Raw genomic sequence first — 24528 nt, 5'->3', positions numbered from 1 at the left:
CTTACGCTTTTTTAAGCTTCACATTAAAACTAATTCTATCCTCATCAAGTTGCGCCCAAATCTTACCTTCATGAATCTCTACAATATTTTTAGCAATGGCAAGACCTAAGCCGCTACCACCTGTCGTACTATTTCTAGAGCTATCGCTTCTATAAAATCTATCAAACAGCTTATGAATATCGTCTTTAGCAATTTCAGTGCATCTATTACGCACTGTTACATACACAAACTCCCTTGTCTCTTGAATGACTACTTGAATAACCTCACCTTCTTGTGAATACTTAATGGCATTCTCAATAAGGTTCTCAAATACTCTTGTCATCTTCATCACATCTACAGTTACACCCGTTTCTTTAGCTGCTACATGGAATGTAATAGTAATATTTTTATCTTCTGCAAGTGGCATAAGCTCTTCAATCAGCTGATTCATAAGTGTTGCAATGGACATATGTTCTTTCTTAAGCTGTACATTACGATTACTAAGCTTGGTGTACTCAAATAAGTCTTCAATAAGTACTTTTAATCTTTCAGATTTATTATAAGCGATTTCTAAGTACTTAGCACCCTCTTCCTCATTTTCATACTTATTCTCCTTTACAAGCCCAATGTATCCAATAACAGACGTTAAAGGTGTTCTTAAATCATGTGCCACATTAGTAATTAGCTCATTCTTAGTCTTCTCTGCTTGAGCACGTTCTTGCATTTGCTGCTTTAGCTTTTCTTCCATCTGTGTCATGGCCTCTGCTACTTGTCCAAGCTCGTCATTCCCCCTCTTTTCAACTACAAAGTCTAAGTCACCCTTTGAGATTTCACCTAAACAAAATGCTAGATATTCAATATACTTCATTTTCTTCTTAGTCCCATATAACAGAACTGTTACAAAGATGATGACCCCACCTAAAAAGCCAAGAATATCTGATGACTCTGTATACATTGAATGGGTGACACCTGTTAGGGTTGTATTATTAATGAGATAGTAAATCTCTCCATTTAAAATAATAGGATAAAGACTTGTCTGTTGTTCTTCCTTACTAGCATCTGAAGAAGTCGAGGCTTTTCTGATCGCCTCTAAAATATCAATACTCTTAATAAAGCTATCTCCATAAATGATGGTTCCTTTACTATCAATTAGAAGATTCTGTGTATCACTTGCATAATCAATTCCATCAAGCCCCTCTAGGATACGTACAATAGCCTTCTGTTTCAATTCTTTATCTGTAAAACCTATCTCTATTAAGAATTTGTTAATCGTACTATTTACTTCCTCTTCATTCCACTTATCTTCTACCTTAAGCTGAATAAGCTCTTTATAAAGCGCATTAATGCGCTCATCCGAAATATCATAAAAATTAGGTTTAACTGCTTCAATAGCTTCTATATGGCGTGTTCCTGTGTATTCTAAGGAAACACTTTCGGAAAGGTAGTCCCTCAGTTCATCTATAAATGCCTCCTCATTACCCATACGCCTTAAAAGGTCATAAAGCTCGTCTATATCTAACCTTACATGAGTTGTGACAGATTCTAGACCATTAATTTCTCTTACTGCAATTGTTAGCCGCCTTTGTAAGTAGGCATTAGCACTTTCATAATCTTGATACTGATAATACCCTATTCCTACTTCATGCGCCAAACCTAAAATAATTAATCCGCCTAAACTTGCTACTATAAACCCTATAAGTACCATCCATAAGATTTGAAGTCTTAAACTCTTGCCAATCTTCTTACCGCAGGTAGCATAAAGGGCGCAGCCCTTTTCTTTAAGCTGCGCTCCTAGTTTTTTCATAGTATTTTTCTTAGGGTTTTTAGGGACTTTATCTTTTTTTCTTCTCATACCCTATACCTCTTTCTTATCGTGTAACGTACACCTCTCCATACACAGAACTGATATACATTTTCATAGCTTCATCACCAAAGTAAATGCGCTTTAGCTGTTCACCCATTGTTTCACTTTTTACTTCAAAGTCTGTATAGAAATTATTCATATCTTCCTCAGCATAACCTTCTGTCTTTCTTTTAATCTCAAATCCAGAAATATCTGCCGGAAGTACTGCATGCACATTAACATCATTACCTAATACTTCTATACGCTTTGGTGTACCTGTTGGGTAAAGTCTTACATTTCCATACTCACTTTCTATAGTAGCTGTTTCAATCATACCTTTCAAGTTTGTATCTACATAATCAGAAGCATTTATTAAAATATTATAGGATGTATTACTATCTACAAATAAATTGCCACCTTGTGTATTCATTGTAATATCTTTTACTTTGCCTTCAATTAATACATCACTATATCGATTATCAACCTTAATTTTAGCTTCTAAGTCACTATTAATATTAATGGTCTTACCATCTGAATTGTAGATATTATTAACATGAACTTGCTGAATTTGTCCTGTAAGGTTAGTATTACATTCACCTTCTATATACATGACTGCCGGTGTATTGGAATGGATTTTAATACTACCATTTCCTGAATTTCTTGAACGAATGTCTACTTGATTGTAGTTCCCTTCTAAATCAAGGTCAATAGCACCTACATTTAGAACTAAATCATTAATATTCGCTTTAGAAGCATATGAGAAAGATTTATGATAGTTTAAAGTATTTGTAACAACTTTCAGTGTGTTCATATCTTTTTCAGGTAAATAGACAGTAAGCTCCTGCCTGATGTTGTTTGTAAAAAGATAAACTTCTGGCCCTTGAACTTCTTTTAAATTAATGTAAGAAGATTTCCCCTCACTTGTCACATCAAGTTTATACTTTGGCTCTGGTATCATAAGTCCATGACCACTTGCTTCAAACTCTACACGTGCTTTACCTTCGGTTGGCATAATACGTACAGGTACATCTGACTCAATATAGACATTTTCAAGTGCAGCTTGATTTAAATCAGCACTTTCACTTGCTTCATATACAGTCTGATTATTCTTATACACTTCACCAAATGTAACACCTGTTCCAACAACACCTATTCCTGCAAGTACTAAACACCCTGCTAATAAAAATTTCAATACCTTCATCGTTTATGCCACCCCTCTTTCTTTTCTTTCCTTAAGGCGTCTATAGCCTCCTACACATAAACGTTTAATCCAAATAAAAATCATAAGTATTAGACAAAGACCAGCTCCGCCTCCTCCAATAGCAAGTAGACTACCAAAGAAGCATAACATACCTATCTGCCCCATGCCTGCTACCACTGTAAAACCAGCAAGTCCTAAACCAAGTACGCCCATGCCTACTGCCATGCCAATACCCAGCACTGCAAAGAAACCTACAAAAGCAGCAATTGGTATCCCTATAAGAATAGCAAGTGCTAAAAGTATACCATTAGCTATAGAAGCGCTAATTTTTTTCTTTTTCTTCCTAAATGCTTGCTTCTGTGCTGTATCAAAAGAAGCATAGGAGGTATCACGCTCACCTGTTTCTGTCTTCTTTTGTTTATCTCCCATATCATAAGACTTATACGTATTACTTTGTTCATAGGTTTGCTCATAAGCAACCTTTACAGGATCTTCCTTCTTCTCTTCTTGTATGTTTTCTACCGTTTCCTCACTGCTATATTCATAAGTCTCATTTTCTTTTATGACTTCATTATAGACTTTCTCTTCCGTTAAAGAATGCGTACTATTTTTTTCTCTTTGAAAATCTTCATCATCCAGTACTGGTAGGAAATCTACATCTACTATCTCTTTCATCTTCCCTCTCTCCTTCATTCATTTAATCTTATAGTTTTATATTAAAGGTAACTTCTTAAAGTCCATGCCCCCTATTACTTAAGATTTCTTAAGAACTTTCTATGCTTTTATTCAGATAAAATAAATGAAAAAGGGGCTACCTTAGCCCCCTAGAGTCTTTCTTACTGTATAAGTTCTATACCTACCATCTTCATCAAATATTTAGCATTTGTTGTAGTAGATGGCCCAGCCTTAATACTATAGTCAAATTGAATTGTGTCTTCTTGATAAGTTTCACTAAAGTGATAATTGGTTACATCTATAGTATCATTTAACTGACAAAGCTCCATATCATGAGTAGTAATGGCTCCAATGGTTCCTAATGAGTCAAGTGCTTTCACTACACTTGTCGCTCCAAGAATACGGTCATTAGAATTAGTACCTCTAAAGATTTCATCTATCAAGAATAGCATTTGCGTATATTCTTTAGCAGCTTCTATAATCTGCTTAATACGTGTAAGTTCTGCATAGAAAGTCGAAATCCCATGTGTCAAGTCATCTCTAATACGCATGGAGGTATAAATCTTCATCATACTGCAAGCAAGTTGGTCCGCTAAAACTGGTGCACCTGCATAAGCCAGTACAAGATTAATCCCGATTGTACGAAGGAAAGTGGTCTTTCCTGACATGTTAGACCCTGTAATAACAAAAATTTCTTGATCCATATTGACATCATTACATACACGTACAGTTTGCTTAATAAGAGGATGCCCCACCTGTTTTCCTGTTATAAACCTACCTTCTGCTGCTACTAATGGAAAACTTACTTTTTCTTCTACATGCCCTAGCACACTAAGGCTAATTAGGCTCTCTATCTCTCCAATAGTCTCTAAGTAATGCTCTACTTGCTGACCATAAGTCTTTCTCCAATCTTCTAAAGCAAAAACTATTTTTAGATCCCATAATAAAATAGCATCAAGTGGAATGGCTACTATAGGTTGAGTGGTTACATTCGCTTTACTACTGATTTTCTCTAACTTTTTAAGTGCATCTAATGCATTAACCTGATCCTTAAAGAGCACATTAGATAGCTCCTTTAAATAAGGACTTATAAATTCTTTTTCTTTCAGTACTTCTAATATATATACATACTCATTAAGCTCATAAATAATAGTCCCCAGCATCCCTTTTACTTCACCAATACGTGGTGCATGGAAAAACTGAAAGCCATAGCTTATAAACATCAGTATGAGCGTTCCAGTAATAAGTAGATGAATATGAGCTACATAGCCTACTGCCCATAAAGCAATAATCACCCAAGGTAAAATGGTAGCTACTCTTCTCCATCCTTTGCCCTTAAGGAAGTCTCCCTCCGCTTTTGCATAATTTAAGAGCTTTTCAGGATTGTTCATGGCCTTTTTACGTTTAGCTGTCGCACCTTCTACCTTTTGACAGAAGTCTAAATCCTGCATAAGTTCTTTTATAGCTTTCTGACGTTCTACTATTGCTTCCTCTGTAAAATCTGGTGCTAGAAGCACACTCGCTAATTTCTTTCTCCCATACCAAGTATGGGTTGTATTAATTTTTTGGAATAAAGATCTTTCCCCTAAAATATCTAGGTCAAGGGCATAAGGATGAACTTCATCTAATAACTCCTCCCCTGTATCAGGGAAACTATGCCACTCTTCATTCATACGTTTTACATACTTCTCATTAATCAGCTTCATACTTTCATAGTAATCCAGCTTCTCTTTGATTTTCTGATGTCTATATACTAAATAAATAAAACTACCATAAAAAACTATAGCAACAGCAAAAACCATAAGATGGCCCTGCATCTTTACAAGTAGATAAGTCATGTATAAACTGGCAAGTAACACGATCAGCCTTAAGTTAGCAATACGACTATAAATCTTATTTTCATATTCCCATAAGACCTTATATTGGTCTATGCGTTCTTTAAACTTTTCCTCCATCTTCTTGCTCCATTCTATTAGATTTACTCTTATTATAACCTAATCATCACAGACATGGGATTTTTTTGCTAAACTTATTAAAATCATTACAGTATTCTAGGTAAGTAGAACTTTTCTAGAATATAAAAAAGGATATTCCTATTTCTAGAAATATCCTATTAAGTATTTTTACATTTCACGTCTACCTTGAAGTGCTCTTGATAATGTAATTTCATCCACATATTCTAGGTCCCCACCTACTGGTACACCATGTGCAATACGTGTTGTTTTAATGCCAAGAGGCTTAAGGAGCTTACTAATATACATAGCAGTTGCTTCCCCTTCAATATTAGGGTTAGTAGCTACAATAACTTCTTTGATATTTTCTTTTTGAATACGTTCAAGTAATTCTTTAATCTTAATATCACTTGGACCTACTCCCATCATTGGTGAAATAGCTCCATGAAGTATGTGGTAAAGCCCTTTGAATTCTTTAGTGCGTTCATATGCAGCCATATCTCTTGAATCTTCTACTACCATGATTTGCTCTTGGTTACGTGTATCATCTTTGCAAATTGGGCAAAGCTTATCATCTGTAATGGTACAACATCTTTCACAATAACTAATATGTTCTCTAGCATCCATAATGGTATCTGCTAAATGTTTTACTTTATCTTTTGGTAAGCTAATGATATGGAAAGCAAGTCTTTGCGCAGATTTTGAACCGATTCCAGGTAATCTTGATAACTCTTCAATAAGAGAGATCATTTTATTGCCATAGTAGCCATTCACTAGAATAGGCCTCCTGTTGGCATACCACCTGTTAATTTGCCCATTTCTTTTTGACTAAGTTCGTCAGCTTGACGGATTGCTTCATTTACTGCTGCAAGTACTAAATCTTCTAATGTTTCAATATCATCTGGGTCTACAACGTCTGGTTTGATTGTAATAGATTTAATTTCTTTATTACCTGTAGCGACAACTTCAACCATACCGCCACCTACTGTTGCAGTTACTTCTGCTTCACCAATTTTAGCTTGTGCTTCTTCCATTTGTTTTTGCATTTTTTGTGCTTGTTTCATAAGTTGTTGCATGTTAGGCATGCCGCCGAATCCTGGTCTAGCCATTGTTCTAATCCTCCTAATTAATGGTTTCTATTTTATAATTTATTTTTGAATAAATATCCCTAAGTGTACCACTGATTGAATCAGTTACATCATTTTGCTGCATCTTCGTGCCATGAACTTCTTTTGTTTTCATCTCATAGTTGTTGATGGCAATTGGCACAACCTTAACCTCTTTTTGCATGGTTTTATTAATAAGAGCCCTTGCCTCTTCTATGTGAGAGTTAATGCTTGGTTCCATATTAACACCATGTACAATGTAAAATATATCCCCTTCAATAAGACCTGCTGAAGTAGACTTAAACACAAGCCTTGCTGCTGTACCTAACTGATTTTTAATAGTATCCCATTTCCCTACCAGCTCTTTAATATCTTCTGGAACAGCTTCTGGAAGTCTAGTTGGTACAATTTCCTTCTCAGGCTCTTTAGCACTTACTTCTCTTACTACCTGCATAGGTTCTCTGGCTTCTAACTTTTCAAGCTTAGCTTGAAGTGCTAGAAGTTTATCTTCAATCCCACTACTCGCTGCATCTGTTACAGCTTCACTCAGTTTAAGCACTGTAACTTCTAGTAGAATACGTTGGTTAGAAGCTACTTTAATCTCACTGTCTAGTTCAGAAAACACTTTAATATAGTGCATTAAAGTACCCACCTCAGTGCGACTTGCTTGTTCTTCTAACTTGGCGATATATTCCTTGCTATAGTCTAACACACTCGCCTGACCCTGTGTAGTCTTTACGACTAACAAATTACGTACATGTACAAGTAGATCTACTGCAAATTGCCTGATACTGCGGCCCTGTATATTAACCTGATCACATACTTCAAGTGCTTTCGTACTATTATACGCTATAAGTGCATCAATCATATCAAATAAATAGTGTGTATCGACTGCACCTACTAAATAAAGTACTTTATCTACTGTAATATGCTCATCGAAGTAGAAAGAAATACACTGCTCTAAAATACTTAAAGCATCTCTCATCCCACCATCTGCTAGACGTGCAATATAATCTAAAGCTTCATCTTCTATATCAATATGTTCTTCATTCATATACCCATGGAGTGTATGACTAATCTGACTAGCAGGTATACGCTTAAAGTCAAAACGCTGGCATCTTGAAAGAATAGTAACAGGAATTTTCTGCGGGTCAGTAGTTGCTAAAATAAAAATGACATGAGCAGGTGGCTCTTCTAATGTTTTTAAAAGAGCATTAAAGGCACCTGTAGAAAGCATATGCACCTCATCAATGATATACACTTTATACTTACCTACTGCTGGGCTATATTTAACTTCTTCATTAATCTCACGAATATTATCGACCCCGTTGTGAGATGCTGCATCCAGCTCAATAATGTTAATGCTTCCCCCATCTTCAATTTGCTTACAAGCTTCACACTCCATACAAGCCGAACCATTTGCCGGATTCGTACAGTTAACAGCACGTGCAAAAATCTTGGCAATAGTTGTTTTCCCTGTTCCTCTACTTCCTGTAAAAAGGTAAGCATGAGAAATGCGCTCTGTTTTAATTTGGTTTTGAAGCGTTCTGACAATATGCTCTTGGCCTACAACTTCATCAAAGGTTCTTGGCCTATATTTTCGATATAGCGCTAAATAACTCATGGCTCATTCCTTTCTCATTCTTGGTATGATTTCTCCTTATATTATACCACAAAACAAGCTTTCTTACAGCACTTCATCATAAGCCTCAGCTTTAAAACCAACTACTACAGCATCATCTGTAATAAGAAGTGGTCTTTTAACAAGCATACCATTTGTAGCAAGTAATGCTGTAGCTTCTTCTAAAGTCATATTTTTTACTTTATCTTTAAGTTCCATTTCTTTGTAGAGTTTACCTGATGTATTAAAGAATTTTTTAAATTCTAATCCACTTTTCTCAATCCACATTTTAAGTTCTTCTTGCGTAGGTGCATTTTCTACAATATGTCTATCCTCAAACTCTACACCTTTTTCTTTAATATAATTAAGCGCTTTCTTACATGTTGTACATTTTGGATATTGTATAAATAAAGTTTTCATTTTGTCTCCTCTTTCTATTATGATTCTGTGTCCAATTATTCACTGCTTGTATATACTACTATATAAAGTTTTTAAGCTCTCTTTTACATGAAAGGATCTGTTATAAATGAATAAAGTGCTCTCTTCCTCCAGCAAAACTTTCGCTAAAATAACCGATGTACTTGAGCTTGCTCTAGAAGAATCTCCTAATCTTAATGCAGAATGGAAATTAGATCTTCCACCTTCTTTTAAAACCCTTAAAAACAGCTGTACACCTTATGCTTCTACTCGTTTACGTGTATGGCTTCTTACTCCATCTACTCCAGGAGAATATGTCATTACCTGTAAACTTCGTAAACGTTGCTGTGGCAGACGTATTATCTCAACCAAGACTTTTACTGTTATTGTTGACAAGTAGTCAAATTTTAAACAAATGGCCCCTGAAAGATTAAAAAATCTATCAGGGGCCTATCTCATTATGTTTATATACTTTATTAAATCCGTGCACTCAGCTTCGACAGCAGCCCATAAGCGTTACCCTAGTAGTTAACTCCGACTAGGCACTCTCACGGCACATAGAGCGGGCTCGCTTAGTGCTGCTTCCTTCCGGACCTGACACGGTTCACGAGTGCCTATTGCGTAAGACCTAATCATCAACATCACTTGCTAGGGGCAGACCCTACAGAATACTGCCTCGGCTAGAGCATCACCCCTGCTACAGCGGGTTGCAGGTACAGGGCGCCGCTACCTCCCCGGCTAGCACGGAAATTGGTTGACATATGAAAATGTCACGTTATTAGTATAACCACTTTAGTTCACTCTGTCAATGCCCGCTTAACCAATAACTTTTAAGAAACGATCATAATGATTGTTTGTAATCACTTTAAATAATTCTAAGATACATCTAAGTGTAGAAGCTGGATCAAAGTTCTTCTCATGAGCATGGAACACCATAGAAGTCATAACTTGTCCAGTTGGTGTAAGGACATATTTTACAGTTGGGTACTCAAGATGAATTGTATTAATTAATTTAAGCATTTCATCTCTTTTTTCTTCTGGCACTTCTGGTACAATAAGTGCTTGCATTGTTACATAAACTGTATCATCTATAATGAGCATAAATTGCTTTTTATCATCTTCTCTAACAGGGTATAAACTTCTAAAAAGAATTGCATTTTCTTTTTCTTCTTCCTTAAACATGTTGATACCGTTTGTTTCAATAAGAAAGTCTCTAAAAATTCTAGCTTTTTTATGTTTTGCTGTTACGTTCATTTATAATTCCCCCATTTCTTTTATTAAAACCATTTCCTACATTATACCATTGTTCAGACTACTCTCCAATTACTTTTTTTGTCGCATTTTCTTAAAATAATCTTTAAGAAGTACCGCACTTTCTTCTTCACATATACCTCTTATAACATCGCATCTATGATTAAGAGAACCCATCTCTAAAATATTAATAACTGAGCCACCAAAACCAGCCTTAGGACTACTTGCACCATATACTACCTTTGGAATTCTGGCCTGTACAATAGCTCCTGCGCACATTGGACAAGGCTCAAGGGTAATATAAATTGTACACTCCTCTAATCTCCAATCTCCTATATACTTGCAAGCCTCATCAATTGCCATAACTTCCGCATGAGCCAAGCTGTTCTTATCCGTGTTTCTCCTATTACATGCCTTTGCAATAACTTCTCCATTATGCACAATAATAGCTCCTATTGGCGTCTCATCCAGCTCATAAGCCTTTCTTGCCTCTTCTAAAGCCATCTCCATATATTTCTTATGTTCTTGTAATAAAAGTTCCTCTTCCACACTTATGCCGCCTTTCTTAAATCTATGAACCAACCTTTACCTTTGTATACTAAGTTATAAATATCAAATAATCTAATATAAGAGAATTTCCATATCCCATTAAAGGAACTGGAAATTTCCCAATTAAAGTAGACAATAAAACAAAGTTCTAATACAAACCCATACATACTGACACTCATCTAAAGTTTCCCGGTGGAACCAGTAGAAAAGGTATAGGTAAGCCCTAGGTATCCCCTACTGACTACTAGGTCAACTATTTCAATCACCCCTCTATTCTATTTAAAAATGTATATTTTGTATAGACCTGCACACACTAAGTACAATATTTCCAGAAACAGGTGATTAACATGAAGCTTACATCTAATCTACAAGATAACATACATGCTCTAAAAGCTATTCTACCTATAGGTAAAAGCTTTGATCTCCTTGAAAAAACACTTAAAATCCACGGACGTAATTTTCACCTTTATTTCTTAGATGGTTTTGCAAAAGATACTAATCTTGAGTATGTCCGTAGAGATATATTTACTCTCCCTAAAGAAACTCTAGATCAAATCCATACTGCCGAAGAGCTTATTGAATATGCTATCAGTTCTATAGAGGTCTCTACAGAAACGGATTTAGATAAACTGGTTACAGCTCTTCTAGCTGGTCAGACCATCCTCTTTTTTGATGGATCCCCCTCTGCGGCAGTTATAGACCTTCGCACCTATCCTACCCGTGGTATTAGCGAACCAGAAAAAGAAAAGACTATTCGTGGTGCTCGTGATGGCTTCGTGGAAACTATTGTCTTTAATACAGCACTTATCAGACGACGTGTGCGTGACCCACATCTTATATTTGAGATGATGCAAATTGGTTCTTTGTCTCATACTGATGTCGCTATTGGCTATATTAGTAATAAGGTGAATAAAAAAGCATTAAAAAAGGTAAAACAGCTTCTTAATGACTTACAAATTAACTCCCTTACTATGGGCGACCAAACTTTAGTTGAAGCTGTGCATTCAGATTCCTGGATTAATCCTTTTCCTAAAGCACGCTATACAGAACGCCCTGATGTAGCTGCAGCACAAGTATCCGAAGGTAAAATAGTTATCTTAGTTGATAACTCTCCTACTGCTATTATTGTTCCAACAGGTATTTTTGACTTTACTCAGGATGTAGATGACTATTATGTACCCGTACTGACAGGGAATTATTTACGTTTTATACGCTATGCCATACTGATCTTTAATCTCTTTTTAACCCCTGTATATGTCCTTATTGTTAAAAATGATCAGTATCTTCCCTCATCTTTGAGCTTTTTATTGCCTGATGAACCATTAAATGTTGCCCTCTTCATTCAGTTTTTGGCACTTGAAATTGCTGTAGATGGCCTGAAGATTGCTTCCTTAAATACTCCAAGCTCTCTTGGCACATCTCTATCTGTCATTGGTGGGCTTATTCTAGGTGAATATGCAGTCAAAACCGGATGGCTTATTCCACATACCATCTTTTACATGGCTATTGTTGCACTTTCTAGCTTTACTCAGCCCAGTATTGAACTTTCATATGCGATCAAATTTATGCGTATGTTACTTCTACTAGGAGCAGGATTATTCAATATATGGGGCTTTGTCATTGCCCTTATTATAGACATTATTTTCATTGCACGTACTAAATCCTTCAGCGGTGAATCCTATCTCTATCCCCTTATTCCATTTAACTGGACAGCCCTTAGGACACTTTTGTTCCGAACTAAAGTAAAAAGTAAACAGCATGTAAGAAATAATTAATCACAACTTAATGCAAAATTTGTACCTCTACACTCCTTAAAATGATATACTTAAATTAAATATCATTATTTTAAGGAGTGTATTTTATGAAAAGGTCTAAGTTTATATTTCCTATATTACTTACTCTTATAAGTTGTAACAGTCTGATATATGCCTCTGAACTCCCTACTAATATAAACAACACACAGGTAGTACCTGCTGCTACATATGAGGATAACACTTTCTTCCCTGTTAGAATACTTAACGATTTATTAGGTCATAAACTCTCTTGGGACCCGGCTACTAAATCTACAGTTTTACAAAGTGCCGATTTAACTGTTTCTCTTTCTGTTAATAATACTGAAATCCTTGTTAATCAAGTTCCAGTAACTCTTTCAAAGGCACCAAAACTCATCGATAATGTCCTTTATGCACCTGCTGAATTTTGGAGTAAAGCCTTTAACCTACATGTCTCTTTACAGGATAATGAATTTATCCTGATACCTACAGAAGAACCTACAATACCTCCTAACAAAACCGAAACACCTAAACAAGAAGAAACAGAAAAAACCGTTCAACAAACCATCCTTCCTCTCTTTGAAGGTTCCAATACTTACTATACAGGCCAACAACTTATTATACGTTTGGACGAAAATCCTTCTACAGGATATGTATGGCAAGTTACCTTTCCTGAAGGCCTCCAAGTTATTAGTGATCACTTTGTACCTAATAAGCCTGAAGTTGCCGACTCTCCTGGTGAACACTCTTGGGTTATTAAAGCTACAAAAGATGGTACCTATACTATGGAATTTAAAAAACTTCGTCCATCAACCCCTGATTCTGTCATTGACACCAAGACTTTCAAGCTTAAAGCAAAACCTACCACAGCCCTTCAAAATTAAATATATAAAAAGAGGTGGGACAAAACCAATGTTGTTTTGTCCCACCTCTTTTTTATTCCTGATGCTGACCTTTTACATTCCTTCACCCATCTGCATTTCCATCCTACCCATATCATTAGTAGGTGCCATGCTCGTAGTTCCTAATAAGCTAATGGCTACAACTGCTATTACAGTAATACCGCAAGCAACCCATGCCCACCATTTTCTATACCAGGCATTTCCACCTTTAATAACAACAAATAAAAGCACAGGTAAAGTACTTAAACCAATTACCGCTCCTTTTATAATCTCACCTTTTGCACTCATTATACCTTGCCAAAGTTCTGGCATAGTCATAAATAAGGTAATTAAAATAGGAATAGCAATAAGCATAATACCTATAACCATAGTACCTATTTTGATTTTAGGCTTCTTTGCAGAAAGTTGCATATCATATGCTTGTTCCTTGCTTGTTTCTAGTTCCATACTAAATCCCCCTTTTAAACATAAGTATAAGATTATACTAACACAAATTTGATCTATTTAGTATTACATTCTAATTACGCTTCCTGCGTATTGGGTGCAGACATTTCACTGTCTTTATTTCCTATAGCTTTGGTAATTAATTTAATCAGTTCCATTTGGTCTACTAATATCATATGATTGGCCCTAGCAAACTGCTTGGCCTTGTCTGTGTAGCCATTCGGCGTAATCACCAAACTCTTGTTGGCCCTATATAAATTCTTACTACCATAGGCTGCCTGGAGTGGCTCTAAATTAACCTCTGCTTCTTCACTTATGCACTTAATGCAGATGACATCACGATTTTTCCTTACAATTAAATCACACCCTAAATCCTTGTCCTTCTTAATAGGGTCTATATAGTAACCTAATTTCTTATAAAGCTGTGCCACATACTCCATAAACTCACTGTTCTTCATATTCTTTAGCCTAGTTATATCAGAATGGATTAAAAACACTTTTTCTCTATCTCTTCTAATAGCTTCCATACCTAATAACAATAAAGCTACTATCATAATTTTAGTCACTGCTATAACAATATTATCAGATTTTAATATAAATAAAAAATACATGCCTAATGCTATAGTAAATAAAATAACTCTTATAAATTTATCCATTTTTCTCACCTCTTGTTAAGGAGTATGGGATGATTTTCATAATTTTATTCACCATCTAAATTTTTTAACCACCTTGTGATATTAAAGAAAATCTCTTATATCTTTATCCATATAGAAAAAAACTGGATGATAACCAGCTTTAGCCAGTTATCATCCAGTTTTTCTTATGATATAGAACGTTCCCGACTGGAATCGAACCAGCGGCCTACCGCTTAGGAGGCGGTCGCTCTATCCTACTGAGCTACGGAAACGTATAATCTCTTTTATATTACGCCTTTACTTCTCATTCGTCAAGTAGGTTAATTAAACTTAAGTGTAATTATATTTCATATAAAAAAGCTGCCAAAAGGCAGCTCCTATTCTTAACTCATAATCACTTTGCCTTGTATCCAGCAAGTACCCATAAAGCGCATACCTACACTTGGCATACCTATAAGTTCCCTCTGGCTGATAACAACTTCCAAGTTAAGATCATTTACATCTAGTGAAAAGATATACATCTTCTCATCTGTTTGACTATTTATACGTTCTTTAATCTCTAAGATTTCACCAAGCACTGCATAAGTTGCTTCATCTATTGTCTCTGGAATAAAATAACCGCTCATTACACTTAAAAAGTCTTCTTCTCTTAAACGTTCTTTAAGCTGGTCATCTAACTCCTTCTCTTCTTTTTCAAGCATTTCCTTAGCTTCTTCATCACCATTTTTCATCTGTTGAAGAATAAGGCGCAGTTTCTCACGTTCTTCCTTTTCAATCTGCTCTTCTTCTTCATCTTTTTCTATCGGCAATACAATTGTACCTTCTGAAGCAATCCCTACTATATTAACCTGTGAACATGTTAAGTTTTTCTTGCGTGCCTCTAAATATTCCACTACATTTTGAAGCCAGAAAACAATCTGCATAGCTGTCTCTCGCTCTTCACAAACTACATAATAGCTTTGGTCTCCGCCGTCTCCATCATCAAATCCCTCTACCTCTACATCCTCTACATCAAGAGCAGTATTCGCTTCAACATAAGCATCACAGCTAAACACTTGAATCTTAGGTTCCTTCGAAGATTTGTTAACGCAAACACGTGCCATAACATATGTATTTTCTGCTATCTCTTTCATGTACTCTGCTAATATCTGTTTAGCGCTAAGCTGAATAGCTTCTTGTTTTGTAGGATTACTTAAAATTTCCTCTAAAATGTCTTCCATCATTTCTTTTTCATTTACTTGGGTAAACCCTATTGCTTTTAGTGGAGATTCCATAACCAGCCTCCTCTCCATATGTTATTATTTCATTATACATGAGCACATCTTACAAGTGCAAGTAAATGGCTTGATACATTGTATGAAATTTTTCTATATTTCATACTTACTATAGCATAAGTCATAAAAAAGAACTACCTAGAAAATAAAGGTAGCTCTTCTACTATCTATTAATGTTTTACCCATCTGCCTACCTGTCCGCAGTTAGGACATCTTACTGAATTATTGAACTGACTATTATAAAGCCCTACTACATCCATAAAAGTATTATCTACGCCTGGATAGAAGGTAGAGTTCATAGTATTAGTAAGGTGTTCAATGCCTGTCATGTCATACCCACAATTCTTACATTCAAACTGCCTCATAACAACACACTCCTTCTTATTCTTCTAGCAATCTTAGTTTAGACAAATTTATTAAATTTATTCATAACCTTTATAAGTAATCTTTTAATCTAAATAGTCAAAAAAATACAATATAATACTTTTAATATCGAAACGAAAAGAGTCTTGCACTGATCCTAAATCTATATTATAATTTATAACCTATGCATTTTATGCATTCTATACATTTACATTATAAATAACGGAATCAAAAAATCGCCCTTAATTTAAGGGCGATTTTTTATTTAAATTTAACTGGTTCTGATTCAGTTGTTAAAGCATCAAATACAAAGCCTTGTTCTTTAAGTCCTTCTACAATAGCAGGGAGTGCTTCTACAGTAGTTGTTTTTGCTGCAGCATCATGCATTAAGATTACTGCATTATTGTTGTGTTTAGCTTGGCTAAGTACTGAGTCTACGATAACTTGAGTATCTTGTAAACCTTTAGCAGCATCTTGAGAATCTACGTTCCAATCATAGTATACATAGCCCGCTTCTTCTACAGTAGGGATGATTTTTGTCATAATGTCACTCCCGCCATAACGATGACTTACACGGTTATTAGATCCGCCTGGGAAACGTAAAATTTTAGTTTCTACCCCAGTTAAGTCTTTAATATGGTCAGATAAACTTTTTACATCCGCCATGAAAGCATCCACATTTTTATAAATCTCTGCATAATCATGTGTACTAGAGTGAATAGCAATAGCATGACCTTCATCTACAATACGTTTATATAAATCATCATATCCTTGCTTCTCTAATACAAAGAATGTCGCTTTAATATTATTAGCCTTTAAGAAGTCTAAGATTTTAATTGTATTAGCACTTGGACCATCATCAAATGTTAAATAGGCTATTTTTTTATTTTCTTCTTCAACAAGTAAATCTGAAAGGTTCATGCCACTTGTTTCTAAATCTTTAATTTCTAGATTAAGTTCTTCAATCTGTTTTGCTAGTTGATCATTTTTAGTATTAAGCTCTTGTAATTGAAGCTCTAAATTAGCTTTAGCAGCCTCTGCAGTTTGAAGTTCTTCCTGTACGTCTTTCAGAACTTCTTTTTGCCCCTTACCTTTTGTCATTAACCATCCTGTACTACCTAAGAGGCCAATAGATAATACTACAAACAAGATCACAATCCCTATCCCATTATTTCTTCTTGCCATTTCTCTCTCACCTAATCTTTCTCATCACATTTATTATTTCATACTATCTGGAATTACAATCGGCTCGAAACGCCATAAGATTGATTCTAACTTCTCTGACTCTTTCTCTAAACCTTCAATTTGGCCACCTAGTGCTTCTATCTCTTCTTGTAATTTGATTGTCTCTTCTTCGACACGGGTTAAAGCTTCTTTAGTATCATTAACTTTTTTATTCATAAAGTAGGTCTTTCCTCCTACAATAACGAAAGCTATTACAGCTACTCCAAATATTATAGCAGCTATTTTTTTACCATTATTCTTCTTGTGTACTCTTCTTGAATAACCATATGTACTCATAGTCTAAATCCTTCCTTTTCCGCTCTGCTAAACTCACTAAGTCCTTGTCCTATTACTATTTATTAATAGCTTTTTTATTATATCATATTTATGATAAAAGAAGACATATTTCCCCATAGAAAGTTTTGTAAATTATACCTCGAAGAGATGTTCTTACAGGATAAAAATATGCCCCCTAGTTCTTTCACACTCTCGATTGCCCACCTGCATTAATATGACTTGAAAAGGACGTCAGAGAAGGTTATGTATTATATAAAATCTGTTGTAAAACTGCTATTTACACTTGTTTTAACCGTAGCTACTACCTCAATAGAAATTCTAGCCTTATAAGTACCTACTTCGGTATTATCTTTATCTCACCTTCTCATGCTGTAGACGTACAACAGGTCACCCAACTAGTTTTTTAAGCACAAAAAACTCAGCAAATACAGTTCCCCCTTAAAATAACTGTATTTACTGAGCTTTTATGGTGGCAAATAAGCTTGGCTTTTTAAGCTCATTAGATTCACCTATTAAGAAGTGAAAGGTTTCTCTATAGGTAGCGTATAGGCACTAAGTGGGTCTTGTCCGTCCCTATTGGTGAAAGGGATGCCACTGCATGTATCACGTCAAGGCGAGGAGGTAGCACGTAGAACATATACCCCTACTGCAAGATGGACCGTAGCTTCTTTATTAGGAGCATCTTTATAAACTCTTATAAGCACTTTGCTTTTGGGCACTGCACCTTTAGAGCATTACTGCCACTGTAAAGCTCCAAGGTTTTGCAAGATGGTAGACTTGAATTTAGAAGGGGGGCTAAATCTCTATCTACCTCTTGCATTATTGTAAGCATTCAAACGACCTAGGATATGTTTTACTGCTTACATATACTATATAGTCTTATGTAGGCATTTTTCTTCAATTTTTTTATAAAAATTTTATACTTTCTATTTTTTGCTCCTAATCATACCTATGCCACAGTCTAATAAACTCCCTAAAATAACACCTACTGTATAGCATGCTAAATCACTCCATAAGAAGCCATAACCCAGTATTAATCCCCCTAATGTCGTAGCTCTTATTGCATCAATCCAGGGAGCATGATATAACTGACTTACTTCAATGCCAAAAGAGAAAATAAGTGCACCTAATGCTACCCATACTGTAGACTTTCGTTTAAATAGAAAGGCTAACCCTAAGACAACCATCATAGCCCATAAGGTATCTCCTGCATAGGCTCCTATCAATATTGGTAGGCCCTCTACTTTTCTTGATAAAATCCCCAGTACCATAACCATTGCAACTAATACCATATACAATAGCCTATTTCTATCAACTTGCTTCCATTTCATACCTTTCCCCCACTCTATTAATCTAAAATATCAGCTTATTATAAAGCATATACTTTCAATTATATAGAGATTTATTCTATTCATAAACATAGTTTAATTTTGAACTAAAAAGATTTTTTCTTAGTCTCTTTATACGTAATACTGTGCTTGTGCTTTCCACATCTGAGCATACTTACCATCTTGTTCTTTTAACTCTGTATGTGTACCTTGTTCGATTAGTCTTCCATTATCAAATACAGCTATCTTGTCACAAAATCTGCAACTTGATAATCTATGAGAAATATAAATAGCTGTTTTATTTTTTACTAGTTCGTTGAACTTAGCATAGATTTCATACTCTGCATAAGGATCTAACGCCGCTGTTGGTTCATCTAATACTACAATTGGTGCATTTTTATAAATAGCCCTTGCTATAGCTAATTTCTGCATTTCTCCACCCGAAAGCTCGGTGCCTTCTTTATCAAAATTTTTATAAAGCGAAGTCTCTACTCCTTTATCTAGACTTGCCACTTTATCTCTTACTCCAGATTTTTGGAGGGCTATCTCCAGTTCTTCTTGATTACAAGCTTGATTGAAAGACATATTTTCTTGGATTGTGAATGAAAAAAGTTTATAGTCTTGGAATACAACTGATAATAATTTTGTATAATCATCAAAAGCATACTCCTTCACATTGACTCCATTTATTAAAATTTCTCCTCTTTCAGGCTCATAAAGCCTACAAAGTAATTTGATAAAAGTAGTTTTTCCTGCTCCATTTTGTCCAACAATAGACATTTTTTCTCCACTATTTAAAGTTAATGAAACATCTTTTAAGGTATAATCTTCAGCTTGGGGATATTTAAACCATACATTTTTGAATTCAATGTTTACGCTACTCAATACTCCTATTTCTTTACTACCTTTCTGTACCTTAATTGGCAAGGCCTCAAATTGTAAATAAAGGTCAAGATATCTACACATTTGCCTGATTTCAATAAACTGAGTTAAAAGTTGTGATACTTGCGTTGAAAAATTATTAGTAGCTGAAATATACATAGCAAAATCTCCTACGCTTATAGCTCCTTTAAAGACTTTCCACACCATATAGGTGTATACAATAATCATCTGAAACTGTAAGTTGATATTTGATATTCCCTCATATTTACCCTGCATTCCAAATACTTTTTTGAAACCGTCTAAACTTTTTTCGTTAAACTCATCTATCTTGCTTAAAATGTAAGGAGGCATATTATAAATTCTCACATCTTTTCCCATAGAAAAATCTGAGGCTAAGGAGGCATAGTAACTAAATCCTCTATTTAAAGGAATAAGTTCTTGATTAAATTTAAACTGAAGAGCCTGTAGTCTTTTAAAAATGAAAGAGTTAATAAGTACAATCCCTATAATAATACCTACTAATCCTACATTGATTGTAGATATAAGAGCTACTAACCCTATAAGCGTTAATATAATTTGTAATAGGTTAATGAATCCCCCTATCATTCTCCAGAGGACTCCTTGATTCGTAATAGGGAATAAAGCCCGATCCTTAAGATTTAAAATCTTAGGATTTTCTAAGCTCTCGAAATCCATACTCATAATATGCCTTCCTAAGTGCAACTCAAATCCATTCACTAATTTTGAATTAGCAATATCTACTTTAGTTGCAAAAAAACTATTGATCAAATTAAATACACCGTTTCCAATAACTACTCCCCCTACCAAAAGAGCAAATATGTGTATTCTTTGTTGTCCCATTAACTCATCTAGGATAAATTTAGGCATTACAATATTAATAAAAGGTGCTATAGCTTTAAAGAAAGCTGCAATGACTATAAGCGGTATATAACTTGGCAAAATAGTGTTTACAAGCTTTAAAAAATAGCTGATTATCCTAATATCCCCTTTAAGTCCTTTCATATCCCACTTCTTCATCCTCACGCACCCTCCTCTTGATAATATTTAGCTTGAACAGCAAACATATCTGCGTATTTTTCATTAAGCTCCATTAATTCATCATGTGTACCATATTCTACAAGCTTACCTTGTTCAAACATGGCTATTCGATCACAGAACTGTGTAGAAGCTAGTCGGTGTGAGATATAAATAGCGATTTTATTCTGTACCATTTGATTAAAATTCATATAAATCTCATGTTCTGCTAATGCATCTAATGCTGCAGTTGGCTCATCAAGAATCATAATTTCTCCATTTTTATAGAGTGCTCTAGCGATAGCAATCTTTTGATTCTCTCCTCCTGATAATTCAATCCCTTCATCATCTAAAATCTTTTGGATAGCCGTATGTACACCTCTTTTGAGACTTTCTATTTTTTTACTCATTCCAGCTTCTTCTAATACCTGAGCAACTTTGGCATAATTAATATGCTCCTTTTCTTGCAACGCAACATTTTCTGCTACTGAAAATGCTAGTGTCTTAATCTCTTGGAATACTACAGAGAACTTTTTATAATACTCTTGTTTATCAAAACACTTAATATTTATGCCATTTAATAAAATTTCTCCATCTGTTACATCATAAAGCCTACATAACAATTTAACGAAAGTTGTTTTTCCAGCCCCATTATGTCCCACTATAGCTAATTTTTCTCCGGAGTGAATGATTAAGTTTAAATGCTTATAAACATACTTTTCACTATTAGGATATTTAAAAGATACATCTCTAAATTCAAAGGTATAAGGTCCTTCTGGCACAGACATTTTATGTGTTTGCTCTACCTCTTCTTCTTTCTCAATAAAACTTCTGTAATCACAGATATTAAGATTTTGTGCTCTCATATAGGCTAAATCTTTCATCATCATCGTCATCCATCCAGCAAACCCTGCTACCGTTGTAAAATACATTGTAAAATCCGGAATAGAAATTTGCTTATTCATTACTAAATAAATCAAGTAACTGTAGATTACGACTTCTCTAATAACTAATAAACTAATATCTACTAATCCTACATTAAAATACTTCCATTTAATCTTCTTATGTATGGTTAATCTCCTATTTTTGTACTCCACAAATCTTTCAGCAATCCAGTCTCTAATACCTAGCAACCTTAGTTCTTTACCATATGAAAAATCATACATAACATGGTACAAATAATTAGACCTTCTATCATTTTCAGAAATAATATCTTTCTGGTCATGTTCATATTTTTTAACTCTAAAGGTAATAAAATAGGAGATAATTACATTAACAACAAGGTAAAGGAGTACCCATATGTTTAGTGTAGCTATAATAGTGACATAACCACCTAAAGCAATTAAATTTCCTACTAATGCAAATAACTTATGAAGCATGCCTTCTATACCTATATCATTACTTCCTAAACATCTAAAAGCAGTTTCCATATCATTTAGGAAGTCTGCATCCTCAGTATTTTTAAAATTGGTCATCATACACTTCTCTTGATGCTTCCTAATAAACTCAAATCGAATCTTTATCATGTGGGGGAAATAAAGGCTTCTTAACCATGTTGTAAAAAAACCTACTACAGCTGCAACTAAAAAGAATGAAACAAGTAACGCTACTAATTGCTCTAGCCTTTTAGCACCTAATAACTCTTCTAAAATCCATTTTGGAAAGAAGATAAGTATGAAGGGTTGAATAGACGCTAAGAAAGTATATACTCCGAAATAACCAAATACCTTCTTATCATATTTCCAGGCTCCTTGAATAACATAAACTACATTTTGCCAAGTTGTATACTTAGACACTTCTCTTTTCATAAAATCTCCTTTTATCATTTATTATCTCTTCCTTAAAGTATCATCCTAAAAATAAAATAGTTGATATACCCTTCCTCTGCTTTTCCGTTGGCAATCTTAAAACACCTTGTTGAAGCATTTCTTCTAATACATAAGGAATTAGGTTTCTTATTATTGATTCTTGCGTTAAACTTCTTAATGCCTTATGCACATGTGAAGGATAGCCCCTTCTCTTTATTTCATAAATCTGCTGCCCATATTCTAAACTTAATTGTCTAACCTCATCTGAGGGTCTAGGTAAAATGCTTTCTAATTTTTCAACTTGACTTTTATTTTCAAAGTATACGATATTAACTTTGTATCCATGATCTTCCTGTATTAAATACTCCTTTTCTATTAAACGGCTATAAACTTCTTCCGTTACTTCATTTTCAACAAGTTTACCTTTTATGAAATACATCATACTTACATAATCACTATATTTGTTATCTCTCCATCCTCCATTCCTTCCACTCCAAAAAGTCCATACTTGCCATCCTTGTACTTCCTTTTCATCTTCACTCCCTCTCCCCATATACATACTTATATATTTTTGTTCATCATAATTTACTTGTAAAGCTTTATCAATCCTTGCTATAGCAATATATTTACCTCCATCTTTTCTATATATAAGTACGTCCTCATCTTTAATCCTTTCATCCTCTTTAAAATTCAAAAATTGTGCAACATAAGGAATAAGTGTCCATAATAAACAATTATAGTCCTGATCAGGGTAGTAAAACCCAATTTTATTAATTTTATCTTCTAAACTCAGAAGCTCTTTGTAATACTTCTCATAAAAAATCTTTGCATATTTTTTGTTTAATTCATGTATTGCTTCTTTTTCACTTAATAAAGGCTCTTCAATAACGATTTGCGTTCTGTATTTCCCCCCGGGAAGTCGTTCCATAAATCCATATTCTTCAAGTGTATGGATTTCATCTTCTATAAATACAGGGGATACCCCTAATTCTTCCGCAATTTCTTTAATACTTCGTGGCTCATGATACGCTGCATAAGCTATATTTTGTGTGATGACTTTACTTAAAAAATCACTTGTATCTCCTCTTTCGCCTGGTATTCCGCTATGCCCCATAGACGCAAATCTAATAGGATTAATTCCTAAACTTCCCACCGTTCGTATTGCTCTCATTCCCACCTTCAACTCCTTCTTTATATCAAAAAGATTCCACTTTATTGTACCTTCAGATAAATCCATTCCACTTGCAATCTCTTTTATTGACTTTCTTTTATAGTAATAATCAACAATTATATTTCTTTGCTGCCTAGATAGATATGCAATCTCTCGTCTTAATAGACCTTTCGTCTCCTCATCTATCATTTTCTTGTATATCTCTTCTGCACAGTTATTCATTAATGGGTCTTCTAACGTAGTCTCACATTTTTTCTTTGTTTTTTCTTTTAAATATCTTACCCAAACATTGTGTGCAATTTTAGATACATAGTTGTTTATATCAATAAAATCTTCCTTATAACACAGTACTTGATAAATCTCTAAAATAATTTGTGCTGCTAACTCCTCTGCTTCTGCTAGATTTCCCATCTTTTTAAGTGCAAAACCGTACATAGGTCTCATATAATATTCAATGATAGAATCTGCCTGCATTTTCTCCATTCTTCTTCTCCTTAATAATTCGTTACATATATATAGTGTACTACCCATGCAAAAGGTTTGAAAAAACTTTGCTTTATATAGGAAAATATTTAAGTATCTTATAAATATATTTTTTATCTGTAAAATAAACAAAAAAAAGGTAAGCACTGTATCTTGAACTGCTACCCGTCAAGTAGACAACTAAAAAAATAAAAACTTGGAGTTGTCAATAAAAAGTAGACACAAAGTTAAGTTGATTTTATGAATTTAATTCTTCAAATTGTGCAGGTGAAATATACCCAAGAGCAGAATGAATTCGCTTTGTGTTATAATACAT

General features: G+C 34.6%; 24 protein-coding genes, 1 tRNA gene and 1 other RNA gene. 3 read left to right on the top strand and 23 right to left on the bottom strand.

All coding sequences use genetic code 11. The annotated features are described in order from the left end of the window. Window position 1 precedes the first annotated feature (1 nt). From H8718_RS11015 to H8718_RS10980, 8 genes are all read right to left on the bottom strand, one after another. Window positions 2-1831 (bottom strand): sensor histidine kinase, encoded by a 1830-nt coding sequence (locus H8718_RS11015; RefSeq protein ID WP_249332936.1) that lies wholly within the window; start codon window positions 1829-1831, stop codon window positions 2-4. A gap of 16 nt (window positions 1832-1847) precedes the next feature. Beyond that, window positions 1848-3023: a DUF4097 domain-containing protein gene (locus H8718_RS11010; protein WP_249332935.1), complete on the bottom strand. Its 1176-nt coding sequence runs from the start codon at window positions 3021-3023 to the stop codon at window positions 1848-1850. Between the two features lie 3 nt (window positions 3024-3026). Then, window positions 3027-3698, bottom strand: coding sequence for a hypothetical protein (locus H8718_RS11005; RefSeq protein WP_249332934.1), 672 nt, complete (start codon window positions 3696-3698; stop codon window positions 3027-3029). A 161-nt stretch (window positions 3699-3859) separates the two neighbouring features. Next, window positions 3860-5653: a MutS-related protein gene (locus tag H8718_RS11000; RefSeq protein WP_249332933.1), complete on the bottom strand. Its 1794-nt coding sequence runs from the start codon at window positions 5651-5653 to the stop codon at window positions 3860-3862. Between the two features lie 168 nt (window positions 5654-5821). Continuing rightward, window positions 5822-6400, bottom strand: a complete 579-nt coding sequence (recR, locus tag H8718_RS10995; protein WP_249332982.1) for a recombination mediator RecR — start codon at window positions 6398-6400, stop codon at window positions 5822-5824. 23 nt (window positions 6401-6423) lie between these two features. Continuing rightward, window positions 6424-6759 (bottom strand): YbaB/EbfC family nucleoid-associated protein, encoded by a 336-nt coding sequence (locus H8718_RS10990; RefSeq protein WP_177672011.1) that lies wholly within the window; start codon window positions 6757-6759, stop codon window positions 6424-6426. Window positions 6760-6772: 13 nt separating this feature from the next. After that, on the bottom strand, window positions 6773-8380 hold the full coding sequence (dnaX, locus tag H8718_RS10985; protein ID WP_249332932.1) for a DNA polymerase III subunit gamma/tau: 1608 nt from the start codon (window positions 8378-8380) through the stop codon (window positions 6773-6775). A 63-nt stretch (window positions 8381-8443) separates the two neighbouring features. Continuing rightward, window positions 8444-8797: an arsenate reductase family protein gene (locus H8718_RS10980; protein ID WP_249332931.1), complete on the bottom strand. Its 354-nt coding sequence runs from the start codon at window positions 8795-8797 to the stop codon at window positions 8444-8446. A 106-nt stretch (window positions 8798-8903) separates the two neighbouring features. Here H8718_RS10980 and H8718_RS10975 point away from each other — a divergent pair, with 106 nt between their 5' ends. Continuing rightward, entirely contained in the window at window positions 8904-9194 is a 291-nt protein-coding gene (locus H8718_RS10975; RefSeq protein WP_177672008.1) for a hypothetical protein, read from the top strand. A gap of 82 nt (window positions 9195-9276) precedes the next feature. Here H8718_RS10975 and ffs read toward each other — a convergent pair. The 3 genes from ffs to H8718_RS10960 all read right to left on the bottom strand — a co-directional run bounded on the left by ffs (window position 9277) and on the right by H8718_RS10960 (window position 10555). Continuing rightward, window positions 9277-9541: signal recognition particle sRNA large type (ffs, locus tag H8718_RS10970), an RNA gene on the bottom strand. Between the two features lie 69 nt (window positions 9542-9610). After that, window positions 9611-10048: a hypothetical protein gene (locus tag H8718_RS10965; RefSeq protein ID WP_249332930.1), complete on the bottom strand. Its 438-nt coding sequence runs from the start codon at window positions 10046-10048 to the stop codon at window positions 9611-9613. 69 nt (window positions 10049-10117) lie between these two features. Further along, a complete protein-coding gene (locus tag H8718_RS10960; RefSeq protein WP_177672071.1) occupies window positions 10118-10555 on the bottom strand; it encodes a deaminase in 438 nt (145 codons plus the stop codon). Between the two features lie 386 nt (window positions 10556-10941). Between H8718_RS10960 and H8718_RS10955 the strand changes: the two genes are divergently transcribed. After that, complete coding sequence (locus H8718_RS10955) at window positions 10942-12369, top strand: spore germination protein (RefSeq protein ID WP_249332928.1); 1428 nt, start codon at window positions 10942-10944, stop codon at window positions 12367-12369. 86 nt (window positions 12370-12455) lie between these two features. Continuing rightward, complete coding sequence (locus H8718_RS10950; protein ID WP_177672004.1) at window positions 12456-13250, top strand: protease inhibitor I42 family protein; 795 nt, start codon at window positions 12456-12458, stop codon at window positions 13248-13250. A 72-nt stretch (window positions 13251-13322) separates the two neighbouring features. On the opposite strand, the gene H8718_RS10945 is transcribed toward H8718_RS10950, so the two are convergent. From H8718_RS10945 to H8718_RS21075, 12 genes are all read right to left on the bottom strand, one after another. Then, window positions 13323-13715 carry a hypothetical protein gene (locus tag H8718_RS10945; protein ID WP_249332927.1) on the bottom strand — a complete coding sequence of 131 codons (393 nt, stop codon included), beginning with the start codon at window positions 13713-13715 and terminating at the stop codon, window positions 13323-13325. 74 nt (window positions 13716-13789) lie between these two features. Continuing rightward, complete coding sequence (locus H8718_RS10940; protein WP_249332926.1) at window positions 13790-14368, bottom strand: restriction endonuclease; 579 nt, start codon at window positions 14366-14368, stop codon at window positions 13790-13792. Window positions 14369-14545: 177 nt separating this feature from the next. Beyond that, window positions 14546-14619: transfer RNA gene (locus H8718_RS10935), tRNA-Arg, on the bottom strand. 111 nt (window positions 14620-14730) lie between these two features. Continuing rightward, window positions 14731-15621: a DUF3881 family protein gene (locus H8718_RS10930; RefSeq protein WP_177672001.1), complete on the bottom strand. Its 891-nt coding sequence runs from the start codon at window positions 15619-15621 to the stop codon at window positions 14731-14733. 170 nt (window positions 15622-15791) lie between these two features. Further along, the gene (locus H8718_RS10925) at window positions 15792-15986 is read right to left on the bottom strand and encodes a hypothetical protein (protein ID WP_177672000.1); all 195 of its coding nucleotides are present in this window, start codon (window positions 15984-15986) and stop codon (window positions 15792-15794) included. A gap of 259 nt (window positions 15987-16245) precedes the next feature. Beyond that, window positions 16246-17169 carry a polysaccharide deacetylase family protein gene (locus H8718_RS10920; RefSeq protein WP_177671999.1) on the bottom strand — a complete coding sequence of 308 codons (924 nt, stop codon included), beginning with the start codon at window positions 17167-17169 and terminating at the stop codon, window positions 16246-16248. A gap of 33 nt (window positions 17170-17202) precedes the next feature. Further along, complete coding sequence (locus H8718_RS10915; RefSeq protein ID WP_177671998.1) at window positions 17203-17505, bottom strand: hypothetical protein; 303 nt, start codon at window positions 17503-17505, stop codon at window positions 17203-17205. Between the two features lie 926 nt (window positions 17506-18431). Further along, window positions 18432-18836, bottom strand: a complete 405-nt coding sequence (locus tag H8718_RS10910; protein ID WP_177671997.1) for a ribosomal maturation YjgA family protein — start codon at window positions 18834-18836, stop codon at window positions 18432-18434. Between the two features lie 129 nt (window positions 18837-18965). Beyond that, a complete protein-coding gene (locus H8718_RS10905) occupies window positions 18966-20753 on the bottom strand; it encodes an ABC transporter ATP-binding protein (RefSeq protein WP_249332925.1) in 1788 nt (595 codons plus the stop codon). Between the two features lie 2 nt (window positions 20754-20755). Then, window positions 20756-22558, bottom strand: coding sequence for an ABC transporter ATP-binding protein (locus tag H8718_RS10900; RefSeq protein WP_249332924.1), 1803 nt, complete (start codon window positions 22556-22558; stop codon window positions 20756-20758). Window positions 22559-22598: 40 nt separating this feature from the next. After that, a complete protein-coding gene (locus tag H8718_RS10895; protein WP_249332923.1) occupies window positions 22599-24212 on the bottom strand; it encodes an RNA polymerase sigma factor in 1614 nt (537 codons plus the stop codon). 238 nt (window positions 24213-24450) lie between these two features. Beyond that, window positions 24451-24528, bottom strand: coding sequence for an IS3 family transposase (locus H8718_RS21075; protein WP_408646572.1), 78 nt, complete (start codon window positions 24526-24528; stop codon window positions 24451-24453).

The organism is Zhenhengia yiwuensis (genome assembly GCF_014384995.1).
In the GTDB taxonomy this organism is placed as follows: Bacteria; Bacillota; Clostridia; order Lachnospirales; family Cellulosilyticaceae; genus Zhenhengia; species Zhenhengia yiwuensis.
This window is presented reverse-complemented; position numbering and strand designations above follow the sequence as displayed.

Excerpts from the sequence above, each read along its gene's own strand:
- H8718_RS11015 (WP_249332936.1), bottom strand. The coding sequence starts at position 1,831 with ATGAGAAGAAAAAAAGATAAAGTCCCTAAAAACCCTAAGAAAAATACT.
- H8718_RS11010 (WP_249332935.1), bottom strand. The coding sequence starts at position 3,023 with ATGAAGGTATTGAAATTTTTATTAGCAGGGTGTTTAGTACTTGCAGGA.
- H8718_RS11005 (WP_249332934.1), bottom strand. The coding sequence starts at position 3,698 with ATGAAAGAGATAGTAGATGTAGATTTCCTACCAGTACTGGATGATGAA.
- H8718_RS11000 (WP_249332933.1), bottom strand. The coding sequence starts at position 5,653 with ATGGAGGAAAAGTTTAAAGAACGCATAGACCAATATAAGGTCTTATGG.
- recR (WP_249332982.1), bottom strand. The coding sequence starts at position 6,400 with ATGATCTCTCTTATTGAAGAGTTATCAAGATTACCTGGAATCGGTTCA.
- H8718_RS10990 (WP_177672011.1), bottom strand. The coding sequence starts at position 6,759 with ATGGCTAGACCAGGATTCGGCGGCATGCCTAACATGCAACAACTTATG.
- dnaX (WP_249332932.1), bottom strand. The coding sequence starts at position 8,380 with ATGAGTTATTTAGCGCTATATCGAAAATATAGGCCAAGAACCTTTGAT.
- H8718_RS10980 (WP_249332931.1), bottom strand. The coding sequence starts at position 8,797 with ATGAAAACTTTATTTATACAATATCCAAAATGTACAACATGTAAGAAA.
- H8718_RS10975 (WP_177672008.1), top strand. The coding sequence starts at position 8,904 with ATGAATAAAGTGCTCTCTTCCTCCAGCAAAACTTTCGCTAAAATAACC.
- H8718_RS10965 (WP_249332930.1), bottom strand. The coding sequence starts at position 10,048 with ATGAACGTAACAGCAAAACATAAAAAAGCTAGAATTTTTAGAGACTTT.
- H8718_RS10960 (WP_177672071.1), bottom strand. The coding sequence starts at position 10,555 with ATGGAGATGGCTTTAGAAGAGGCAAGAAAGGCTTATGAGCTGGATGAG.
- H8718_RS10955 (WP_249332928.1), top strand. The coding sequence starts at position 10,942 with ATGAAGCTTACATCTAATCTACAAGATAACATACATGCTCTAAAAGCT.
- H8718_RS10950 (WP_177672004.1), top strand. The coding sequence starts at position 12,456 with ATGAAAAGGTCTAAGTTTATATTTCCTATATTACTTACTCTTATAAGT.
- H8718_RS10945 (WP_249332927.1), bottom strand. The coding sequence starts at position 13,715 with ATGGAACTAGAAACAAGCAAGGAACAAGCATATGATATGCAACTTTCT.
- H8718_RS10940 (WP_249332926.1), bottom strand. The coding sequence starts at position 14,368 with ATGGATAAATTTATAAGAGTTATTTTATTTACTATAGCATTAGGCATG.
- H8718_RS10930 (WP_177672001.1), bottom strand. The coding sequence starts at position 15,621 with ATGGAATCTCCACTAAAAGCAATAGGGTTTACCCAAGTAAATGAAAAA.
- H8718_RS10925 (WP_177672000.1), bottom strand. The coding sequence starts at position 15,986 with ATGAGGCAGTTTGAATGTAAGAATTGTGGGTATGACATGACAGGCATT.
- H8718_RS10920 (WP_177671999.1), bottom strand. The coding sequence starts at position 17,169 with ATGGCAAGAAGAAATAATGGGATAGGGATTGTGATCTTGTTTGTAGTA.
- H8718_RS10915 (WP_177671998.1), bottom strand. The coding sequence starts at position 17,505 with ATGAGTACATATGGTTATTCAAGAAGAGTACACAAGAAGAATAATGGT.
- H8718_RS10910 (WP_177671997.1), bottom strand. The coding sequence starts at position 18,836 with ATGAAATGGAAGCAAGTTGATAGAAATAGGCTATTGTATATGGTATTA.
- H8718_RS10905 (WP_249332925.1), bottom strand. The coding sequence starts at position 20,753 with ATGAAGAAGTGGGATATGAAAGGACTTAAAGGGGATATTAGGATAATC.
- H8718_RS10900 (WP_249332924.1), bottom strand. The coding sequence starts at position 22,558 with ATGAAAAGAGAAGTGTCTAAGTATACAACTTGGCAAAATGTAGTTTAT.
- H8718_RS10895 (WP_249332923.1), bottom strand. The coding sequence starts at position 24,212 with ATGGAGAAAATGCAGGCAGATTCTATCATTGAATATTATATGAGACCT.
- H8718_RS21075 (WP_408646572.1), bottom strand. The coding sequence starts at position 24,528 with ATGTATTATAACACAAAGCGAATTCATTCTGCTCTTGGGTATATTTCA.